The sequence below is a fragment of the Neobacillus drentensis genome, from assembly GCF_036965425.1.
Taxonomy (GTDB): domain Bacteria; phylum Bacillota; class Bacilli; order Bacillales; family Cytobacillaceae; genus Neobacillus; species Neobacillus drentensis_F.
This window is the reverse complement of the sequence record NZ_JBALPP010000023.1, coordinates 90818-108724: the sequence shown is the minus strand read 5'-3', so window position 1 is coordinate 108724 and position 17907 is coordinate 90818. Positions and strand designations below refer to the sequence as shown.

The window sequence follows — 17907 nt, the reverse complement described above, 5'->3', positions numbered from 1 at the left end:
GGTCACGTAGGATATCTCTACGTGACCCAAAACAGGGTCGGGATGCATTTTCAGTCACGCAGGAAGGTTCTACGTAACCCAAAACAAGTTCAGGTTGAGATTTCAGCCACGTATCGGGTTTATTTGACTGAACACACAAAAAAGAGTGTCCTCCACTTGCGGACAAATGTCCACGAGCGGTGCCTGACACCCTGATTTCTATTATTTTTTCTTTGCGTGTTTGCGCATGTCGAAGGCGACTGCGACGATGATGATTAGGCCTTTGACGATGAATTGGATGTACGGGCTTACTCCTAGGAAGGCTAGTCCGTAGTTGATAACTTGGAATATGAGAACCCCTGTGATTACGCCAGGAACGGATCCGATACCGCCTGATAGGGATACGCCACCGACTACGCAGGCTGCGATCGCATCTAGTTCGTACATGTTACCAGTGTTGTTCGTTGCACTGCCGACACGGCCTGCTTCAAGTGTACCAGTTAAGCCGTAAAGAAGACCGGCAATCGTATAAATAATGATAAGATTTCTTGCGACGTTTACACCAGAAACCTTAGCTGCCTCTGGGTTACCGCCAATCGCATACATGTTTTTACCAAGCTGTGTTTTATTCCAAATCACCCAAATAATGATAGAAACGATAATGGCATAAAGAATGAGATACGGGAATTCATATGAACCAACTTTAATTCCGCGCTGGGCAAAAGTTGTAAATTTTTCGCTTAATCCTCCGATAGGCTGTGCTCCATATGGAGGGCGGTCAAAGTAAATCGAAGTTAAACCATATACACCAATCATCATACCTAATGTAGCGATAAAAGGAGGAACATGAAATTTAGATACAATCACACCATTTAAGGCAGCGATTAGGCCAGTTGCAGCCATTGCGATTAAAATCGGTACAAATAGCGGAAGATCAGGCAGGTTAGGATACATCTTATACGCATAATCGCCTGCCTGCAGCATGGATGCTGAAATAACGGCGGCAAGACCGACCATCCGTCCAGCAGATAGGTCCGTACCGGCTGTAATCAAGATCCCTGCAACCCCAAGTGCAATGATGATCCTTGATGAAGATTGGGCCAAAATATTAATTAAGTTGGTCATCGATAAGAAATCAGGAGAAGCAACGACGATACCGACTACCAATAGGATTAAAACTACATAAATAACATTATCAACAAGCCATTTTGATACATTCGATTTTTTTGAAGCTTGCGTATTCATTTCCATCGCCTCCTAGTACAAAGCTGCTAATCGCATGATTTCTTCTTGCGAAGTTGTAGACGTCTCCACGATTCCAGCTGCTTTTCCATTACTCATTACTAAAATTCTATCTGTAACCCCTAAAAGCTCTGGCATCTCGGAAGATATCATGATGATGCCTTTTCCGTCTGCTGCTAATTGGTTAATAAGTTGATAGATTTCGAACTTTGCTCCTACGTCAATTCCCCGTGTTGGTTCATCGAGCAATAAAATGTCCGGCTTAGTCAACAGCCAGCGGCCGATAATAACCTTCTGCTGGTTACCTCCAGAAAGACTTCCGATGGATGTCTTTTGTGTAGGTGTTTTTACCTTCATCGAATCAATCACCCATTGTGTATCTTCCTTCACCTTACTATCAGATAAGAACGGTCCTTTACGGTATTGACCCATATTAGAAATAATCGAGTTAAAGCTGATGCTTAGCTCTGGAAAGATTCCAGTGGATCTTCTCTCTTCCGTCACAAGGGCAAAGCCGTTTTTAATGGCATGCTGCGGTGAATGATTGTTGACCGCCTTACCGTGTAATTCAATCGTTCCGGATTTTAAGGCTCTCATTCCAAAAATCGATTCGACGACTTCCGTCCGCTTCGAGCCTACAAGGCCTGCAATTCCTAAAATTTCTCCTTTTCGGAGTTCAAAGTTTACATCCACAAAGGAAGGCTGCGTTTCTGCGGTTAAGTTAGAAACCTTTAAAATCATATCGCCCGGCTTGTTGATTTTTGCAGGGAAGCGCTGTGATAAATCACGGCCGACCATCAGTTTGATGATTTCGTCAGTTGTTAGTTCTTTCGCGCTTTTTGTCGCAATGTACTGCCCATCACGCATGATGGTGACTTCATCGGAAATCTTTAAGATCTCTTCCATTTTGTGCGAGATATAGATGATCGCAACATTATCACTTTGCAGCTTTTTGATGATTTTAAAAAGATGGTTGACTTCATTCTCTGTTAGAGATGAGGTAGGCTCATCCATTACGATGATTTTAGAACCGTAAGAGACGGCTTTGGCAATTTCCACCATTTGCATTTCGGAAACGGAAAGTGTGCTGACCTTGCTGCGTGGGTCGATGTTAATATCAAGGCTTTTGAAAACTGCTTTTGTGTCCTCGTACATTTTCTTTTCATCTATAAAAATTCCTTTTTTCGGATAACGGCCGAGCCATAAATTATCCATAACATTTTGCTGGCGTACCTGGTTCAATTCCTGGTGCACCATGGAAACGCCGTTTTCAAGCGCCTGCTTTGAATTGACAAAGGAAACCTCTTTTCCGTCAAAAAGAATTTTGCCTTCATCCATCGAATAAATTCCGAATAAGCATTTCATTAAGGTTGATTTTCCTGCCCCGTTTTCACCCATCAAAGCATGCACTGATCCCGGCTTCACTTTGAGAGAAACATTATTAAGGGCGATAACGCCAGGGAATCGTTTCGTTATATTCAGCATTTCGAGTAAATTTGTTGAACTAGCTTCTGACATGACGAACCTCCTCACTTAAACATTTAAAAAATATGAGACCCTGAAAGTTCGTCTCATATCTATTCATTAAAAGGATTCATTTTTCAAAATATATAGGGCGAAGTCCTGCTTCAAAGGGGGTACTCTTTGAAGCAATGCCCCGAACGAAGGAAAAGCAGCTTCTTTTCCTTCGTTCGAGGAGCGCCTGAGGGCTGAGCCCTGGACTGGCGCTTCCACATTCAAAATCTTACTGTCTAGCTCCAGCGCCTAGGGGTTCGGGGTCATAAGCCAATCCGTCAAGAAGGCAAAAGGCAGCCTTCTCGCCGGCTCGTCTTATGCCTGTCACCCCTGTTCAAGGCGCTTCCGCTTTTCTTACTTATATGCGTCTTTACCAACTTGGATGTTGTCTTTTGTTACTTCAACGTAAGGAACGCGGACTGCTTTCTTATCGTCAAGCTTCCAAGAAGTTCCGTCTAGAACATCCTTGCCTTTTGCTGCGTTCGTAGCAAGCTCGATTGTTGCTTTTCCTTGGTTTTTCGCGTCATTCAAGACTGTACCAACCATTTTGCCTTTTTCAATCATTTCAAGCGCTTCCGGAATTGCGTCAACACCTACAACTGGCATGAATTTGTCGCCAGAGAAGAATCCAGCTTTCTCAAGAGAAGCAATTGCTCCAAGTGCCATACCATCGTTATTTGCGATAACGAATTCAATTTTGTCGCTGTATTTTGCTAACCAAGCATCCATTTTCTCAGTTGCTTTTGTTGCATCCCACATAGCTGTATCCATTGCTAATTCTTCAACTTGAATACCTTTTTCTTTTACAGTATCAACTGCGAATTTCGTACGTGCTTCCGCATCTGGATGTCCTGGCTCACCTTTTAGTAATACGTATTGAAGCTTGCCATCGCCGTTTTTATCCCATTTAGATTTGTTTGCTTCCCAAGCTTTTGCAATCAATTCACCCTGGATGACACCTGATTCAGAAGAAGTTGTTCCTACATAGTAAGCTTTGTCGTAGCCTGCTAAAACATTGGCATCCGGCTCTTTGTTAAAGAAGATTACTGGAATATTTTTTGGTTTCGCTTTGTCAATAATAGTTTGTGCTGCTTTAGGATCTACTAGGTTAATAGCAAGAGATTTTGCACCTTTTGCGATCAGTGTGTCCACTTGCTCAATTTGTTTTGCTTGGTCGTTTTGCGAGTCGTTCAGCATTAGGTTTACTTTGCCCTTTGCGGAATTCTCCATCGCACGGCGTACATAGCTCATGAAGTTATCGTCAAACTTATAGATGGTTGCACCTACTGCAGGAAGTTTACCGTCTTTGCTGCTAGCGGAATCGCCAGACCCGCTGGTTGAACTGCTGCAGCCTGCAGCTAATAGAATACTAGATGCAATTGTTAATGATAGAACTACGCCTTTTTTCTTTTTCAACATGTCATCATTCTCCTTTTACTTTTTATAAAGACTCTGGTAAGCACTAAGAATCTGCTTAACTCAGCCTCCCTGTAAGCCCTTACACATATGTTAGCATCAGGAGAATGTTCGCAATAGTTCAAAACTATAGCACATATTTGTGATTATCTAGATTATTTTGTAATCGTTTGCAACAATACTGTAATAAAAAAATCCCAATCAGTGATGTTTGGGATTTTGAAAATTAACTTACTGTTACTTTTCGAAATTCTGTTGGGGATAGGCCTGTTGCCTTCTTAAATACACGGCTGAAATAGTTGGGGTCCTTGTAGCCGACTGAATAGCAGATTTCTTTTAAGCTTTTGGCCGGGTCGACCATTTCAGCCTTGGCATGCTTGATTCGGATTTCCGTCAAGTAATCAATAAACGTCATCCCAAATCGATCTTTAAATAACTTGCTAAAATAAAACGGGCTGAGTTCTACATATTCTGCTGCAGATTCCAAGGTAATCGCTTCAGCATAATGCTCTTCAATATATTCCTTCGCTTTATGCAGCATTCCCTTGGCATGATTGTTGCGCCAAATCTGAACCTGCTGCACGACCGCAAGTAAATGTTTTTTCCCTTTTTCAAAAATCACCCCGATATCCTCCGACCCTTCGATCACAGGAGTTCCTTCGTAGATAATCCCTAAATCATGGAGCATTCGAGATATGAGAATAAACAATTCATCAAAGGATTTTTTTACTAATGAAGCTTTTAAATCCTTATTCGTTTCGACCTTGGTCACAAACGAATCAAAAATGAACAACACCTGATTGACATCCCCTTGCCGAACGGCATCTAACAGCTTCTTTTCTATCTCAAGAAAACCAGATTCAGTAGGCAATTCAAAGGCATTTCCCTGCTTGTCGCAAAATACATACTTACGATTAGGTGTTTTAGCAAGCTGCTCCAGCGCCAAAACCGCTTCATGATAGGATTTATTGAGCTCTTTTGCCTGGCTGTATGGATGTCCGATTCCGATCCGTATATCCCCTGAAAAGTTTTCTTTTTTGAAAAAATTAATCAGGTTATCACAGATAAGTTGGGCATTCGTTTTGAAATGGAGCTTTTCTGATGTTAGGAATAAAACTGGCACTTGCAGGTCTGTAATGGGTCCAATAATGATCTCATGCTTTTTCACAGCGGATTTAAGGGTATCCTTGAGCCATGAATACCAGTTTTGTTTTTCATTGTTTGTGAATTCAGATTTACCTGCTGGCTGCAGGGAAAAGAGCATCACGTGGCCCGAAATAATTTCCGCCCCCAGCAGCTGCCCCCATTCATCAAAGGTAATATCCTGGACTTGGTTCATTAACAGCGATGTTACCCATTCTTTTTGGGCAATCAAAACGGCCCGGTTCAAGCTTTCCCGCAAGGTGTGCTGCTCTTCTGTTTGCTTTCTCTCTGCATGGATGTCATCAGCTACACGCTTAAGGCCTTCAAGAATATCCTGCTTGCTGCTCGGCTTTAAGATGTACTCCTTCACTCCCTGCTGCATCACTTCTTTGGCATATTCAAAGGTATTAAAGGCAGAAACCATGATAAAGCGGATGCCCGCATCGAATTTTCTAATTTCCTTCACGGCTTGTACGCCATCGATTCCGGGCATTTTGATATCCATAAAAATGATATCCGGCCGCAGCTCCGCTGCCATTTCTATCGCCTTTCTCCCATTGGGGGCCTCGCCAATCACCGTTACGTCTTCTGAAGAGTTTTTTAAAATTTTGGCAACCGCTTTTCTTTCAAGAACTTCATCATCCACTATAAGAACTTTCAACAAGCTCGCTTCCCCCTTTGGCCGCGACAGGAATTGTCAGTCTAAAGTTTGTTCCTTTTTTCAATTCTGACTCAATTTCAACTATGTCTTTTCGCTGGTAAAAAAGCTGTAGTCTTCTAATTACATTTTTCACGCCAATCCCGTTGGAATGCCCTTTTGATTTTTCACGTTCATATCCCTCTTCAGTGATGGCGCCTTCCGCATATTGAAGCAATTTGTTTTTTGTGGCAGTGTCCATTCCTTCGCCGTTATCAATGACTTCCACATAAATCTGGTCCCGCTGCCTGTAAATATTTAAGCGAATTTCGGCATTTTCTTCATATTCCTCAACACCGTGAATAAAAGCGTTCTCGATGAGCGGCTGCAGTGTTAAACTAGGAATCTCGATATCTAAACAATCATCCTCAATATCTGTGATAAATTGAATGCGCTCTCCGAATCTCGTTGTTTGGATAAAAAAGTACTCTTTTACAATCCGGACCTCATCTCTAAGCGTTGCCGCTTTATCTAAATCACTCAGATTATACCGAAGCAGGGCCGCAACGGCTTCAATCAATCTCGAGGTGTGTTCCGCTTCCTCCAAGTACGCCATTTTTGAAACCGTATTCAATGTATTGAATAAAAAATGAGGATTGATTTGGTTTTGCAGACTCTTTAACTCTAATTCTTTTAAAAGCTTGTCCAGTTCTCCCTGTTGTTTGATTTCTGTCACGAGTTGCCTAAGGTTTGCACGCATTTGGTTAAACGTTTCCGTTAATGGCTTTAGCTCGTCTTTTGTGGTGATTTTAATATCCTCGCCGGATAGGTTTCCTTTCGAAATTTGCTTCGCTGCCTGTGATAACAATCTTATCGGCTTGGTAATCCCGCCAGATATCCATAAGGCCAGCAAAGTGCTAAGGAAAAACGCAGCCGCAAACAAGGAAATCGACATGAGCTTATAATAATGGTTTTGCTGTTCCATTTGATTATAAAACTTTTGATAGTCGGTCAGCTTATTATTTAACAATGCTAGTGTGCTTTCTTGAAGGAAGGAGTTAATTTTTAATACTTCATTAAAATGACTTGAATATTGGTTAATCTCATCTTTTTGAGATGCGCCCACAGTCGCATCGCCTTCATCCAAAAAACTGTCAATCATATTGTTATAATTTGAAAGTGTAACATCATTTGTGTTAATGACTTTAAAAAGCCGCTTTTGGTCCTTTATCAGCTTTACCTTTTCTTTTCGATAGTCTTTAAGATAGGATTCATCTTTTTCTAAAATATAAGCGTGGAGATTTTCGGTAATTAAATTTGTTCTTTGTGAGATATTGTTAAGCAGGAGAAATCGTTCGAAGCTGTTATCATATTCATTCACTAATTTTTCACTGCTGCTATAAAAAAAGAATCCTACAGATGTCAGCAATACCACTAGAACGATAAAGTAAAGAAGTAATTTCGATCTGATGCGGAATAACATTACCGGCTCTCCTCCAATCTCACGTGGTAACTAACCGGTAAATCCCCTTTTCTTAAAATCCGGGTATCTGTATGAACAATCGGTGGAACGGTTTTCCCCTCTCTTAGGTCAATCATCATTTTTACAGCTTTGTATCCCATTTCATAGGGTTCTTGAACAACTGTTGCCTTAATTGTACCTTTTCGAATGTAATCAAGGGTTTCCGGGAGTGTATCAAAGGCGATAATATAAATTTGATCCTGTTTATTATATTTCTCTACCACATGGGCGATTTCAATGCCGTCTAAAGCACTTGTCCCAAAAAATGCGTTTACCTCAGGATGATCCTGCAAAATTTGATTCGCTTTTTCCGCCGCTTTTACTCTGCTAATCTCTGATTCTTCAATCGTAACAATATGGATTCCTATTTCTCCTTTTACAGCATCCTGAAACCCCTTTACCCGTTGTTGCATATGATTAGCGTAAAAACTTCCCGTGATGATAGCGACATTGGCTTTTCCCTTTGTATCCGCTATCAAAGCTTTTCCAGCTAAATACCCGGAATAATAATTATCCGTTCCAATATAAGCTAATCGCTTGCTATTAGCTGCATCCGTATCGACCGTAATGACAGGGATTCCTTTGGCTACAACCCGATTAATCAGCGGGGTAAATTGTTCGTCACTCAGCCCCTGCGTCATAATTCCATCGACTTTAGAAGCTGCCGACATTTCAATCGTTTTTACATGGTCTTCAATGTTAGCCTGCTTTGGGCCGGCATATTCAAGCAGAACACCATATTGTTTTGCTGCCGCCCGTGCTCCTTTCTCGACAAGTCTCCAATACTCGTTATCCAATTCCTGGGATACAAGTACAAAATGATAATTATACTTTTCTACTGTTTTCTCCTCTTTAGGCAAATCATGGGTTACAACCTTATATCCATAAAAACTAGCAAATGAGCAACTCACAAGAAAAAACAGAATCCCAAACGAATACGCCATGATGGACAACCTGCTCATAAAACACCACCATTCCAATACCTGATTAGATAAGCATATTATACGTAACACACCAAAATTCGACAATGGAATATGGTGTCAGGCACCACAAAAAGACAAAAAGGCCAAACTGTCCGCCTCAGGCGGACAGTTTGGCCTTTCTCTAGGTTAGAAACTACTATTCCTTATTATGAGTTTTGTTGCGATGAATGTTTTTTTGGCTGTTTTTCTGCCTTCTATTCTTTCCAACAATGTATCAACGGCGGTTTCTCCCATGAGTTCAGTATAAACTTTTATGGTGCTGAGTGAAGGAAATACATATTTGGATATGCTGATGTCGTTTACACCAATGATGTTCACACGATCTGGAACAGAGACTCCTTTCTCCAGTAAAGCCCTGAGAGCACCGACGGCAATCGAGTCATTCCCGGCAAAAAAAGCGGTAGGCAGGTTTTCTCCATGTTCCTGGATGGCTTGTTTCATCAAAGTATGACCGGCATCCACGGAGAAATTACCAATGTACATAAACGCTTCATTTAATGAGTCTTTTTCTGCTAAATAGCGCTTGAACGCCCTTTCCCTAGGGTCTTCTATTTTGGAAGTTTTATCTTTGAAAACTTCCCTGCCGCCAATATACCCAACTCGTTCATGACCTTTTTCTAGAAAATAGTTAAGGACCTTTTCGGTTGCCTTCTCAAAGTCAATCACAATGGAATCAAATTTCTCTTCATCAGGAGAAGAATCGACAAAGACAATATTTTTCGTAATGGCAAGCAAGTCTTTCACTTGCTTGCTGCTGTACTTGCCGATGGCGATGAGCCCTTGAATCTCATCTTCTCTCAAATCCCCGTAATTATCTTGAAAATACTTTACCACTTGGATTCCATGGTGCCGGCAGCGGTTCTCCACCCCCAGCCGGATGGACATATAGTATAAATCTTCCAGCTCTTCTTTTTCTGAATGCCATTGCAAGAGAGCAATCCTGCCTGACTCCTGTTTTCGGATCGATGATTTCTTCTTATAAGAAAGCTCTTCTGCAACCTCGAAAATCCTTTTTTTCGTTTCATCGCTGACTGAAAGCGTCGTATCATAATTGAGCACCCGTGAAACAGTGGCAATCGATACCCCCGCTATTTGTGCAATATCCTTAATGGTAGCCATATTTTAGTCTCCTAATGTGTTGGCAAAAAAGCGATACTTTGTTGTGGAATAGTATACATCCTCTGGATTTAAAATGACAGATGGAAACTCCGCATGATGAATGGCATCAGGCAGGCCTTGTGTCTCCAGGCAGACACCCAGATAATTTCTGGCCCGGACACCTGAAATCGAAAACGGCCCTTCTAACTGATTCGAGGTATAAACAACGACACACGGCTGGTCCGTCGTAACCATCAGCGTCCGTCCACTTTCTTCATCGCTCAATACGATGGTATTTTCACCTTTTTCCGTAAAAATAAGCGGATGATCGTAGCCGTTTCCGGCGAGCACATTTTGAGGATGTTCCGAATTCACCCCCGAAAGGATTCTGCGTCCATGCTGAAAATCAAAAGGAGTATTCTTTGCCGCAATCATTTTTCCAGACGGAATCAAATCTTCACCCAGTTCTAAAAAACGGTCGCTTTCTAATTGAAGGATATGCTCGGTACAATCTCTTTTTAAATTGCCGCTCAGATTAAAATAGGAATGATTCGTTAAATTAACCAATGTCTTTTGATCGGTTTTCCCTTCATAGGTAATAACCAATTCGTTCTTATTGTTTAATAGATAGGTTACAAAGATGTCCAGATTTCCTGGATAGCCTTCCTCCCCATTTGGACTATGATAATAAAACTTTAGACCGACTGCTTCATCTTCCTCAATTTTTCCCACTCTCCAAACCACTGAATTAAAGCCCTTTTTCCCGCCGTGTAAGTGGTTAGGATGTTCATTGTCTGCTAGCAAGTATTCTTTTCCGTCCAATTCGAATCTAGCACCTTTAATTCTTCCAGCTACCCGGCCGACAACGCATCCAAAGTAAGGGGACAATTCAAGATAGTCTTCAAACTCCTCAAAACCAAGCACCACATTTTCAAAGTTTCCTTGGCGGTCTGGAACGATTATTTTGGTGATCACACACCCGTAATTTAGACATGAGACTGTCATCCCCGAATCGTTGGTAAGCGTATATTCAATTACAGAATGTCCATCATAATTGCCAATTAATTTATCAATTATCTTCATCAAATCTCACTCCATTTTTTCGAGAGCTTCTCATGATAAGGTTTCAATAAACCTGCGGAATCCAGCAGCACCTTCTTCATTCCATTTAAACACACCGGCATCTTCTAAGCATCTTAAAAATTTATTTCCTACTTCTTTTCTTACCAGTGATTCCACATTTGATTCATTCGCAACTGCTTGATAGCGGTCTCTTAATTCTACTGCCCAGTTCAAATGATAGTCTGCAACCATTGCTTCTTTCCCAAGAACGAAATTCTCCACTTCTTTGAGCTCATCCTTTAAGCGGGCTGGAAGCACGGCCAATCCCATTACTTCAATCAAACCGATGTTTTCCTTCTTTATATGGTGAACATCGCTGTGCGGATGGAATATGCCAAGCGGATGCTGCTCACTCGTCCGGTTGTTTCGTAAAACTAAATCGAGTTCAAATACATCACCCTTTTTGCGGGCAATCGGCGTAATGGTATTATGCGGAGTCTCTCCCGTCCATGCAAAAACTCCAACCGCCTCATCGCTGTAATTTTTCCAGTTAGCTAAAATATGGTCCGCAGCCTCAACGAGGTCAGCCTTATCTTCTGACCGCAGACGAATCACAGACATTGGCCATTTCACAACTGCACCTTCTACTTTCGGGCATCCTGCCATTTCAAATGTCCAATCAGATTCCGCCTTCGCCATCGCAAATTCATAATTACCCCCTTGGTAATGTTCATGCGATAAAATTGAACCTCCCACGATCGGAATGTCCGCGTTTGAACCAAGAAAATAATGCGGGAACTGCTCGACAAAGGATAATAATCGTTGAAACGTCGTCCGGCTAATTTTCATATCGGTATGCTTTTCCGATAAAACAATACAATGCTCATTGTAGTAAACATAAGGAGAATATTGGAGATACCAATTTTCATCCAGCAAATCCATCCGGATCATGCGGTGATTGGAGCGGGCTGGATGGCCAATCCGCCCTGCATAACCCTCATTTTCAATACATAGCAAGCATTTCGGATATTCATTTTTCACGGCTGCCCGTTCGGCCGCAATACTTCTAGGGTCTTTCTCAGGTTTCGATAAATTAATCGTAATGTCCAATTCACCGTATTCCGTGTCAGCCTTGTATTCAATATTTTTTCGAATCCGGTTCATTTGGATGTAGTTGCTGTTTTTGCTCAAATCATAAAAATACTGCGTTGCTTCCTGTGGAGCCTGTTGATATTTTTCGTAAAAAAGCTGATTCACAGTGGATGGCCTTGCCATAAAGCAGTTCATGATTTTACTTGAAAGCATTTCTTTTTCGTCAAAAAGATCTTCAATAATACCCTGTTCGCAGGCATAATCAACGATTTCATCAAGCACGTCGGGAATGGAATGATTCTTTCCGGAATTGGTTTCCTTAAAGTCTGCTAATTTCAGCAGCGAAAGAACTTGATTGCGTGCAAAAATTTCGTCTTCCCGTTCAATCAGTTTTGCTTCGAGCGCTTTTCCCACTAGTTGTTGGACCAATTGATAAATCATTTCCTCACCTCTGATATCCGTTCGGATTCTGCTTATGCCAGTTCCAGGCATCACTGATAATTTGATGGATAGCTGTTCTTGTTGGATTCCAGCCAAGTACCTGCCTTGCTTTTTCCGAAGAAGCAATTAATGTACTTGGATCACCAGAGCGCCGTTCACCCATTTTTACTGGAATATCAATTCCTGTTACCGCTTTAGCAGTCCCAACAATTTCTTTAACAGAGAACCCTTGACTAGAACCGAGATTAAAAATACTGCTTTCTCCACCTTGCTGTAAAAGTTTCAGTGCTAAAATATGGGCAGCAATTAAATCCTCGACATGGATATAATCACGGACACACGTACCGTCTTCTGTTTCGTAATCATCACCAAAGATGGTAACTGCCGGCCTTTTTCCCAATGCAGCTTCTAGGACAACGGGAATGAGATGTGTTTCAGGGTTGTGATCTTCTCCAATTTGCCCGTCTTCTCTGGACCCGGCAACATTAAAATATCTTAAGGATACGTATTTGATTCCAAATGCCTGCTCGCACCAGGAGATCATTTTTTCCATCGCCAATTTGGTTTCCCCGTAGGTGTTGGTTGGCATGGTCTGGGCTTCTTCTGTAATTGGCACTTCCTTCGGCTCCCCGTACACCGCAGCTGTGGACGAAAAGACAATGTGCTTAACGCTAAAATCCTTCATCATTTCGAGGACAATTTGTGTGCCGTACACATTGTTATCAAAGTATTTTAACGGCTCAACCATCGATTCGCCAACAAGGGAGTTGGCGGCAAAATGCAAAATAGCTTCAATCTTTTCTTTTTCAAAAACAGATCTCATAAACTCACGGCTGCGGATATCCCCTTGATAAAAACGGGCCTCAGGATGGACGGCACCCAAGTGGCCTGTTTGCAGGTTGTCAATCACCACTACCGGAAAACCCTGATCAATTAACTGGTAAACAGCATGCGAACCGACATATCCGGCCCCGCCTAAAACAAGAATACTCATTTATAGCGCCTCCTCCATTTTGATTTCCTTCGCTCCGTCACCGATGCTGGCAACATAAAAATCGGCTTCGTAACCAATCTTGTCAAGATAGGCTGCGCCAACGTTTGCAATAAAACGCTCAACCTCTTCATTGGCAACAATGGCAATGGCACAGCCGCCAAAGCCTGCTCCTGTCATCCGCGCTCCAAGAACTCCTGGATGATTCCAAGCCGCTTCCACTAACGTGTCGAGTTCTACGCCCGTTACTTCATAGTCGTCTCGCAAGGAAATATGCGATTGGTTCATCAATTGGCCAAAGGTCTCCACATTCCCGGCTTTTAGTTCCTCCAAAGCCTTAAGGGTTCTAACATTTTCATAGACTGCATGTTTCGCCCGCTTACGAACGGTTTCATTGGTAATCAAGGTTTGATTTGTATCAAACTCCTCTTCCGATAGCTGACCCAGCGCTTCAATCGGGAGCTTTTGCTGAAGCTGAGCTAATGCCTCTTCACACTCGGCTCGACGCTCATTGTATTTAGAATCTGCTAGTTCCCGGCGTTTGTTTGTATTCATGATTAAGATTTTGTGATTTTCAAGATGAATCGGTGCGTATTCATATTTCAAAGTTTGGCAGTCTAATAGAATTCCTGCATCTTTCACGCCCATCCCAATAGCAAACTGGTCCATGATCCCGCTGTTAACACCAATAAATTCGTTTTCTACTTTTTTACCAAGCTTGATGAGATCAAGCCGGGGCATCTCTAAGTTAAAAAGGCCGTTTACAAGCACTCCTGTTAACAGCTCAATCGATGCTGAAGAAGATAGTCCCGATCCATTTGGAATATTCCCTTGGATTACACACTCAAATCCGGTTGGAATCTCGTATCCCGCTTCTTTCACGTAGCGGATCATGCCTTTTGGATAGTTGGCCCAATTATGATTATTATCGTATTTAAGTTCGCTTAGGTTAAATTCGATGATTCCTTTTTCGGCGAAGTTCATGGAATACAATCGTACAAGCTGATCCTCGCGCTTCCTTACAACCGCATAAGTTCCGTAAGTAATCGCACATGGGAATACATGGCCGCCATTGTAATCGGTATGTTCGCCAATTAAGTTAATCCGGCCAGGGGCAAAAAAGGATCTTTCAGGTAAAGTATAGAATACGTTTTCAAATGTTGTATTTAGCGTCATCAAGTTCATGGGTATAGTCCCCTCCAGGCAAATTATCTTTAATTCCATTTTAATTCCGTTAGTAAAATTACGCAATTATTTTTACTAAAATTTTTACTAAATAATTAACTATTTTTTTGCTAATCATTGAATATAAAAAACAGCCCCCACTGGAGCTGTTTCCAATCTTATATTTTTGTAAAAATAATTCCGAGAATAGCAGAAAATATGCCTACGAGCTGATATCGTTTTAATTTTTCTTTAAAAAACCAGCAGCCTGCAAGGATCACAACGAGACAATTCAGGCTGACAATTGGGAAGATGATACTTGCAGTCCCAATCTGCAGCGCGTAAAAATAACAGCTGTAGCCTATTACACTGACCAATCCAACAAGTGAACCGATATTGACTTCGGATCGCTGCCAAGTTTCCTTTTCCCGAATGCTTGTTATTCCTAGATACAAGCTTCCTACACCGTACATACAAATGATTGTATTGAACGAGCTGATGTGCAAATAAGAAGTTGTTTTCATTAATATGCCTAGGACACCGAATGACAGGATGGCCAAAAGTACCCGGAATATCCAAGGACCGTACTCTGTGCCCCGGCTCTGTCCCGGCGAATATTGAATGGCCATTGCTGAGCCTAAGATAACCGCAATCCCTATCCAATGGAGAAGGCTGATATTTTCATGAAAAATAATCGCTGCTCCGAAGATCGGCAGGATGGCATTTGCGCCGATTAGCGGTGAAGTGAGGCTGGCAGGCCCCTTTTCGAAGGCCTTTGACATTTGAATATTGCCATTGGCATTCAAGATTCCGATCAACCCGCCAAGGATAATGGCATAGAGATTAAAGTGGAATTTCCCTGTAGAAATCCCATACCCGAGCGTAAGTAAAAAAGCCGTAAAATAAAAGAAAAACTGAATATGCACCTTTGACAAACCACGGCTTGTACTCCATTTAAATAGAGTGTTATTCGTTCCGAAGCTTAAGGTAGTTATCAATGCTGCAGCAATCCACATGCTGAAACCTTCTTCCCTATTAGATACATACTCATTTTAAATCCAGTAACAAAGTATTCGCAACCATTTTTTTCGAGTTACGAAAAACTGCTCAATAAAGTAAATAGCCGTATTTCCGACGAAAAAACTCGAAATACGGCTATTTGTCATGGGGACCAGAAGGATGCTCTTGTTTTATTAGTTCGTACTTACAATGCTTGATTCATCATGAAATCGTTTGTGCAGCTCATTAGATAATAATAAAATGAAGTCATGGTCTAAATTTAACTCAAAGGCATTTTCAATTATTTCTTGCAATTCCGCTTTACTGAGTATATGCATTTTTTCCCTCCCAAACTTAAAATCTTATTTATAATTGTTTATGAAATAGAGAATTTGTCCTCTTTGTTTGTTAAATAAAAAACATAAGATTGGAAGTCTCCTCCACGCTCGGCACTTTGGCTGTTTGCACCATTGAACTCTACTGGAAGCTGAAGCCCTGCGTGCATCAGTTCATCTCCATAATACCACTGACCACTCTCAGCCACTTGATAGACTTTCGCTTCGTCCAGCCCATAAAGCTTTAATGTTAACTGCTTCGGAGAATTCGGGGTCGCCAAAACTTTATAGTAACCAATTAAAGCTTCCGATTGATCTTGGCTGACCACCATCCATGCTGTTTCATTTCCGTTAAAAGGACTCAGCAGGCGATAAAATTGACCATCGCGCATTAACCCTCGGTGCTTTTTATAAAAAGCGACCTGCTCCTTAATTTCCAGACGTTCTTCTTCAGTTAAATGAAGAGGATCTAACTCATAGCCAAAGGTTCCAAAGTAAGCGGTATTCGCTCTTGTCGATAATGGCGTGGTTCTTAATGTTTGATGATTCGGAACAGCTGAAACATGAGATCCCATGCTATAGATCGGGTAAGCAAATGACGTTCCGTATTGAATCTTGAGCCTTTCGACGGCATCCGTATCATCACTTGTCCAGGCCTGTGGTGCATAGTACATCATTCCCGGATCAAACCGTCCGCCCCCGCCCGCACACGATTCAAACAACACATGAGGAAACTCACTTGTTAACCGGTCGTATAGATGATATACGCCTAAAATATAGCGGTGGAAAAATTCCCCTTGCTGATTTGGTGCTAATTTTTGCGAGAAGGGTTCGGTAATATTTCGATTCATATCCCATTTAATGTAAGAAAGACCTGCCCGTTTCATGATATCGGACATCTTTTCATAAAGATAATCAACAATTTCCGGTCTTGAAAAATCAAGTACAAGCTGGTTGCGACCAAGAGTACGCTGCTGAGACATACCGACCGCCCAATCCGGATGTTCCCTAAATAATTCACTGTTTGGACTAATCATCTCAGGTTCAAACCACAGGCCAAACTTCATGCCGAGCGCAGAAATTTTTTGAGCCAGGCTCTCTAACCCATTGGGAAGCTTATTTAAATCTACATGCCAGTCTCCGAGTGAGGATGTATCATCATTTCGTTTTCCGAACCAGCCATCGTCGAGCACAAACAATTCGATTCCTAATTGACTAGCGGATTCTGCAATGTTCACCAGCTTTTCCTCATTGAAATCAAAGTAGGTGGCTTCCCAGTTATTAATCAATATTGGCCGTTCTTGTTTTCGCCATTGAACAGGGATTAAATTTTTGCGATAAAGAGCATGAAAAGCCTGGCTCATTCCATTTAGCCCATGATCTGAATACACCATCACTGCTTCAGGTGTTTGAAAGGACTCCTGCGGCTTTAATGTCCACTTGAAGCCAAATGGATGAATCCCAACGGTCAGCCTGGCCGTGTCATAATGGTCTACTTCTACTTGCATAAGAAAATTACTGCTATATACAAAATTAAATCCGTATACCTCGCCTGCATGCTCCGTCGCAGATGGTCTTTTTAATGCAAAAAATGGATTATGATGGTGGGAGCTTGCCCCGCGCAGACTTGAAATAGACTGAATTCCTGTTTCTAGATTTCTTTCCTTTACATGCCGTTCTCTTGACCATGCCCCGGCTAAATGGACAAACTGAAAATCCTTATCAGGCAGATCCAGCGATGCACTCATCATTCTTTCAATAAACAATTCCTCTTGACCGTTGTTTCTTAAGAAGGCACTTCTCGTAATGACTGGCTTTCCACTGAAAATAGTATAATTTAAGATTAATTCCGCTTGTAAAACCTCATCCTTTAAGATGATTTGGATGGTGCTGGCTTCGCTATTGTCTTCTACATGGGTTGCCGGCAGACCATCGAGACGAGGCTTTCCTTCCAACAAACGAAAAGATTCATATTTAAAATCGGGAACATGGTTTACGTTCGCTTTGGTTAGAGTGATGGCGGGTTCCCGGAAATCTGAATTTCCGTAGGCAGGGTATTCTTGACGGAGTGTTTCCAGGCAAAAGGCTGGATGGTCTGCATAAACATGACAGCTTGCGGGTGTTGGCACATCATATTGTTGCAAATGGGAGAAATCGCTTCGATGCCTTATTGCCCTGCCATAATAAAGATGACCTAGCTGTCCATTCTTCATCACGTGGAAAATGTAGCTTATCTGACCATTTGTTAAATGAAACTGCTGTTTTTCTAAGTTTGCATGTATATGCAT

Annotated in this window: 14 protein-coding genes; all 14 read right to left on the bottom strand. The window is 41.8% G+C overall.

The window, feature by feature from the left end; all coding sequences use genetic code 11:
• Positions 1–201: 201 nt before the first annotated feature.
• A complete protein-coding gene (mglC, locus tag V7161_RS07145; protein WP_223594386.1) occupies positions 202–1224 on the bottom strand; it encodes a galactose/methyl galactoside ABC transporter permease MglC in 1023 nt (340 codons plus the stop codon).
• 12 nt (positions 1225–1236) lie between these two features.
• Complete coding sequence (gene mglA, locus V7161_RS07140) at positions 1237–2739, bottom strand: galactose/methyl galactoside ABC transporter ATP-binding protein MglA (RefSeq protein WP_335443514.1); 1503 nt, start codon at positions 2737–2739, stop codon at positions 1237–1239.
• Between the two features lie 351 nt (positions 2740–3090).
• Positions 3091–4155: a galactose/glucose ABC transporter substrate-binding protein MglB gene (mglB, locus tag V7161_RS07135; RefSeq protein WP_335443512.1), complete on the bottom strand. Its 1065-nt coding sequence runs from the start codon at positions 4153–4155 to the stop codon at positions 3091–3093.
• A 223-nt stretch (positions 4156–4378) separates the two neighbouring features.
• Positions 4379–5959, bottom strand: a complete 1581-nt coding sequence (locus V7161_RS07130; protein WP_335443510.1) for a response regulator — start codon at positions 5957–5959, stop codon at positions 4379–4381.
• Complete coding sequence (locus V7161_RS07125; RefSeq protein ID WP_335443508.1) at positions 5934–7415, bottom strand: sensor histidine kinase; 1482 nt, start codon at positions 7413–7415, stop codon at positions 5934–5936. The genes V7161_RS07130 and V7161_RS07125 overlap by 26 nt, the downstream gene beginning before the upstream one ends.
• Positions 7415–8416, bottom strand: a complete 1002-nt coding sequence (locus V7161_RS07120; protein WP_335443506.1) for a sugar-binding protein — start codon at positions 8414–8416, stop codon at positions 7415–7417. Before V7161_RS07120 ends, V7161_RS07125 begins: the two co-directional genes overlap by 1 nt.
• 147 nt (positions 8417–8563) lie before the next feature.
• On the bottom strand, positions 8564–9556 hold the full coding sequence (locus V7161_RS07115; RefSeq protein WP_335443504.1) for a LacI family DNA-binding transcriptional regulator: 993 nt from the start codon (positions 9554–9556) through the stop codon (positions 8564–8566).
• 3 nt (positions 9557–9559) lie between these two features.
• Positions 9560–10618 (bottom strand): aldose epimerase family protein, encoded by a 1059-nt coding sequence (locus V7161_RS07110; RefSeq protein WP_335443502.1) that lies wholly within the window; start codon positions 10616–10618, stop codon positions 9560–9562.
• 30 nt (positions 10619–10648) lie between these two features.
• A complete protein-coding gene (gene galT / locus V7161_RS07105) occupies positions 10649–12130 on the bottom strand; it encodes a UDP-glucose--hexose-1-phosphate uridylyltransferase (RefSeq protein ID WP_335443540.1) in 1482 nt (493 codons plus the stop codon).
• A gap of 4 nt (positions 12131–12134) precedes the next feature.
• Positions 12135–13124, bottom strand: coding sequence for a UDP-glucose 4-epimerase GalE (gene galE / locus V7161_RS07100; protein WP_335443501.1), 990 nt, complete (start codon positions 13122–13124; stop codon positions 12135–12137).
• Positions 13125–14306, bottom strand: a complete 1182-nt coding sequence (locus V7161_RS07095) for a galactokinase (protein ID WP_335443500.1) — start codon at positions 14304–14306, stop codon at positions 13125–13127. It abuts the gene before it with no gap.
• A 158-nt stretch (positions 14307–14464) separates the two neighbouring features.
• Positions 14465–15301 carry a DMT family transporter gene (locus V7161_RS07090; RefSeq protein ID WP_335443498.1) on the bottom strand — a complete coding sequence of 279 codons (837 nt, stop codon included), beginning with the start codon at positions 15299–15301 and terminating at the stop codon, positions 14465–14467.
• A 177-nt stretch (positions 15302–15478) separates the two neighbouring features.
• Positions 15479–15622 (bottom strand): sporulation histidine kinase inhibitor Sda, encoded by a 144-nt coding sequence (sda, locus tag V7161_RS07085; protein WP_335443496.1) that lies wholly within the window; start codon positions 15620–15622, stop codon positions 15479–15481.
• A gap of 38 nt (positions 15623–15660) precedes the next feature.
• Positions 15661–17907, bottom strand: coding sequence for an alpha-galactosidase (locus V7161_RS07080; RefSeq protein WP_335443494.1), 2247 nt, complete (start codon positions 17905–17907; stop codon positions 15661–15663).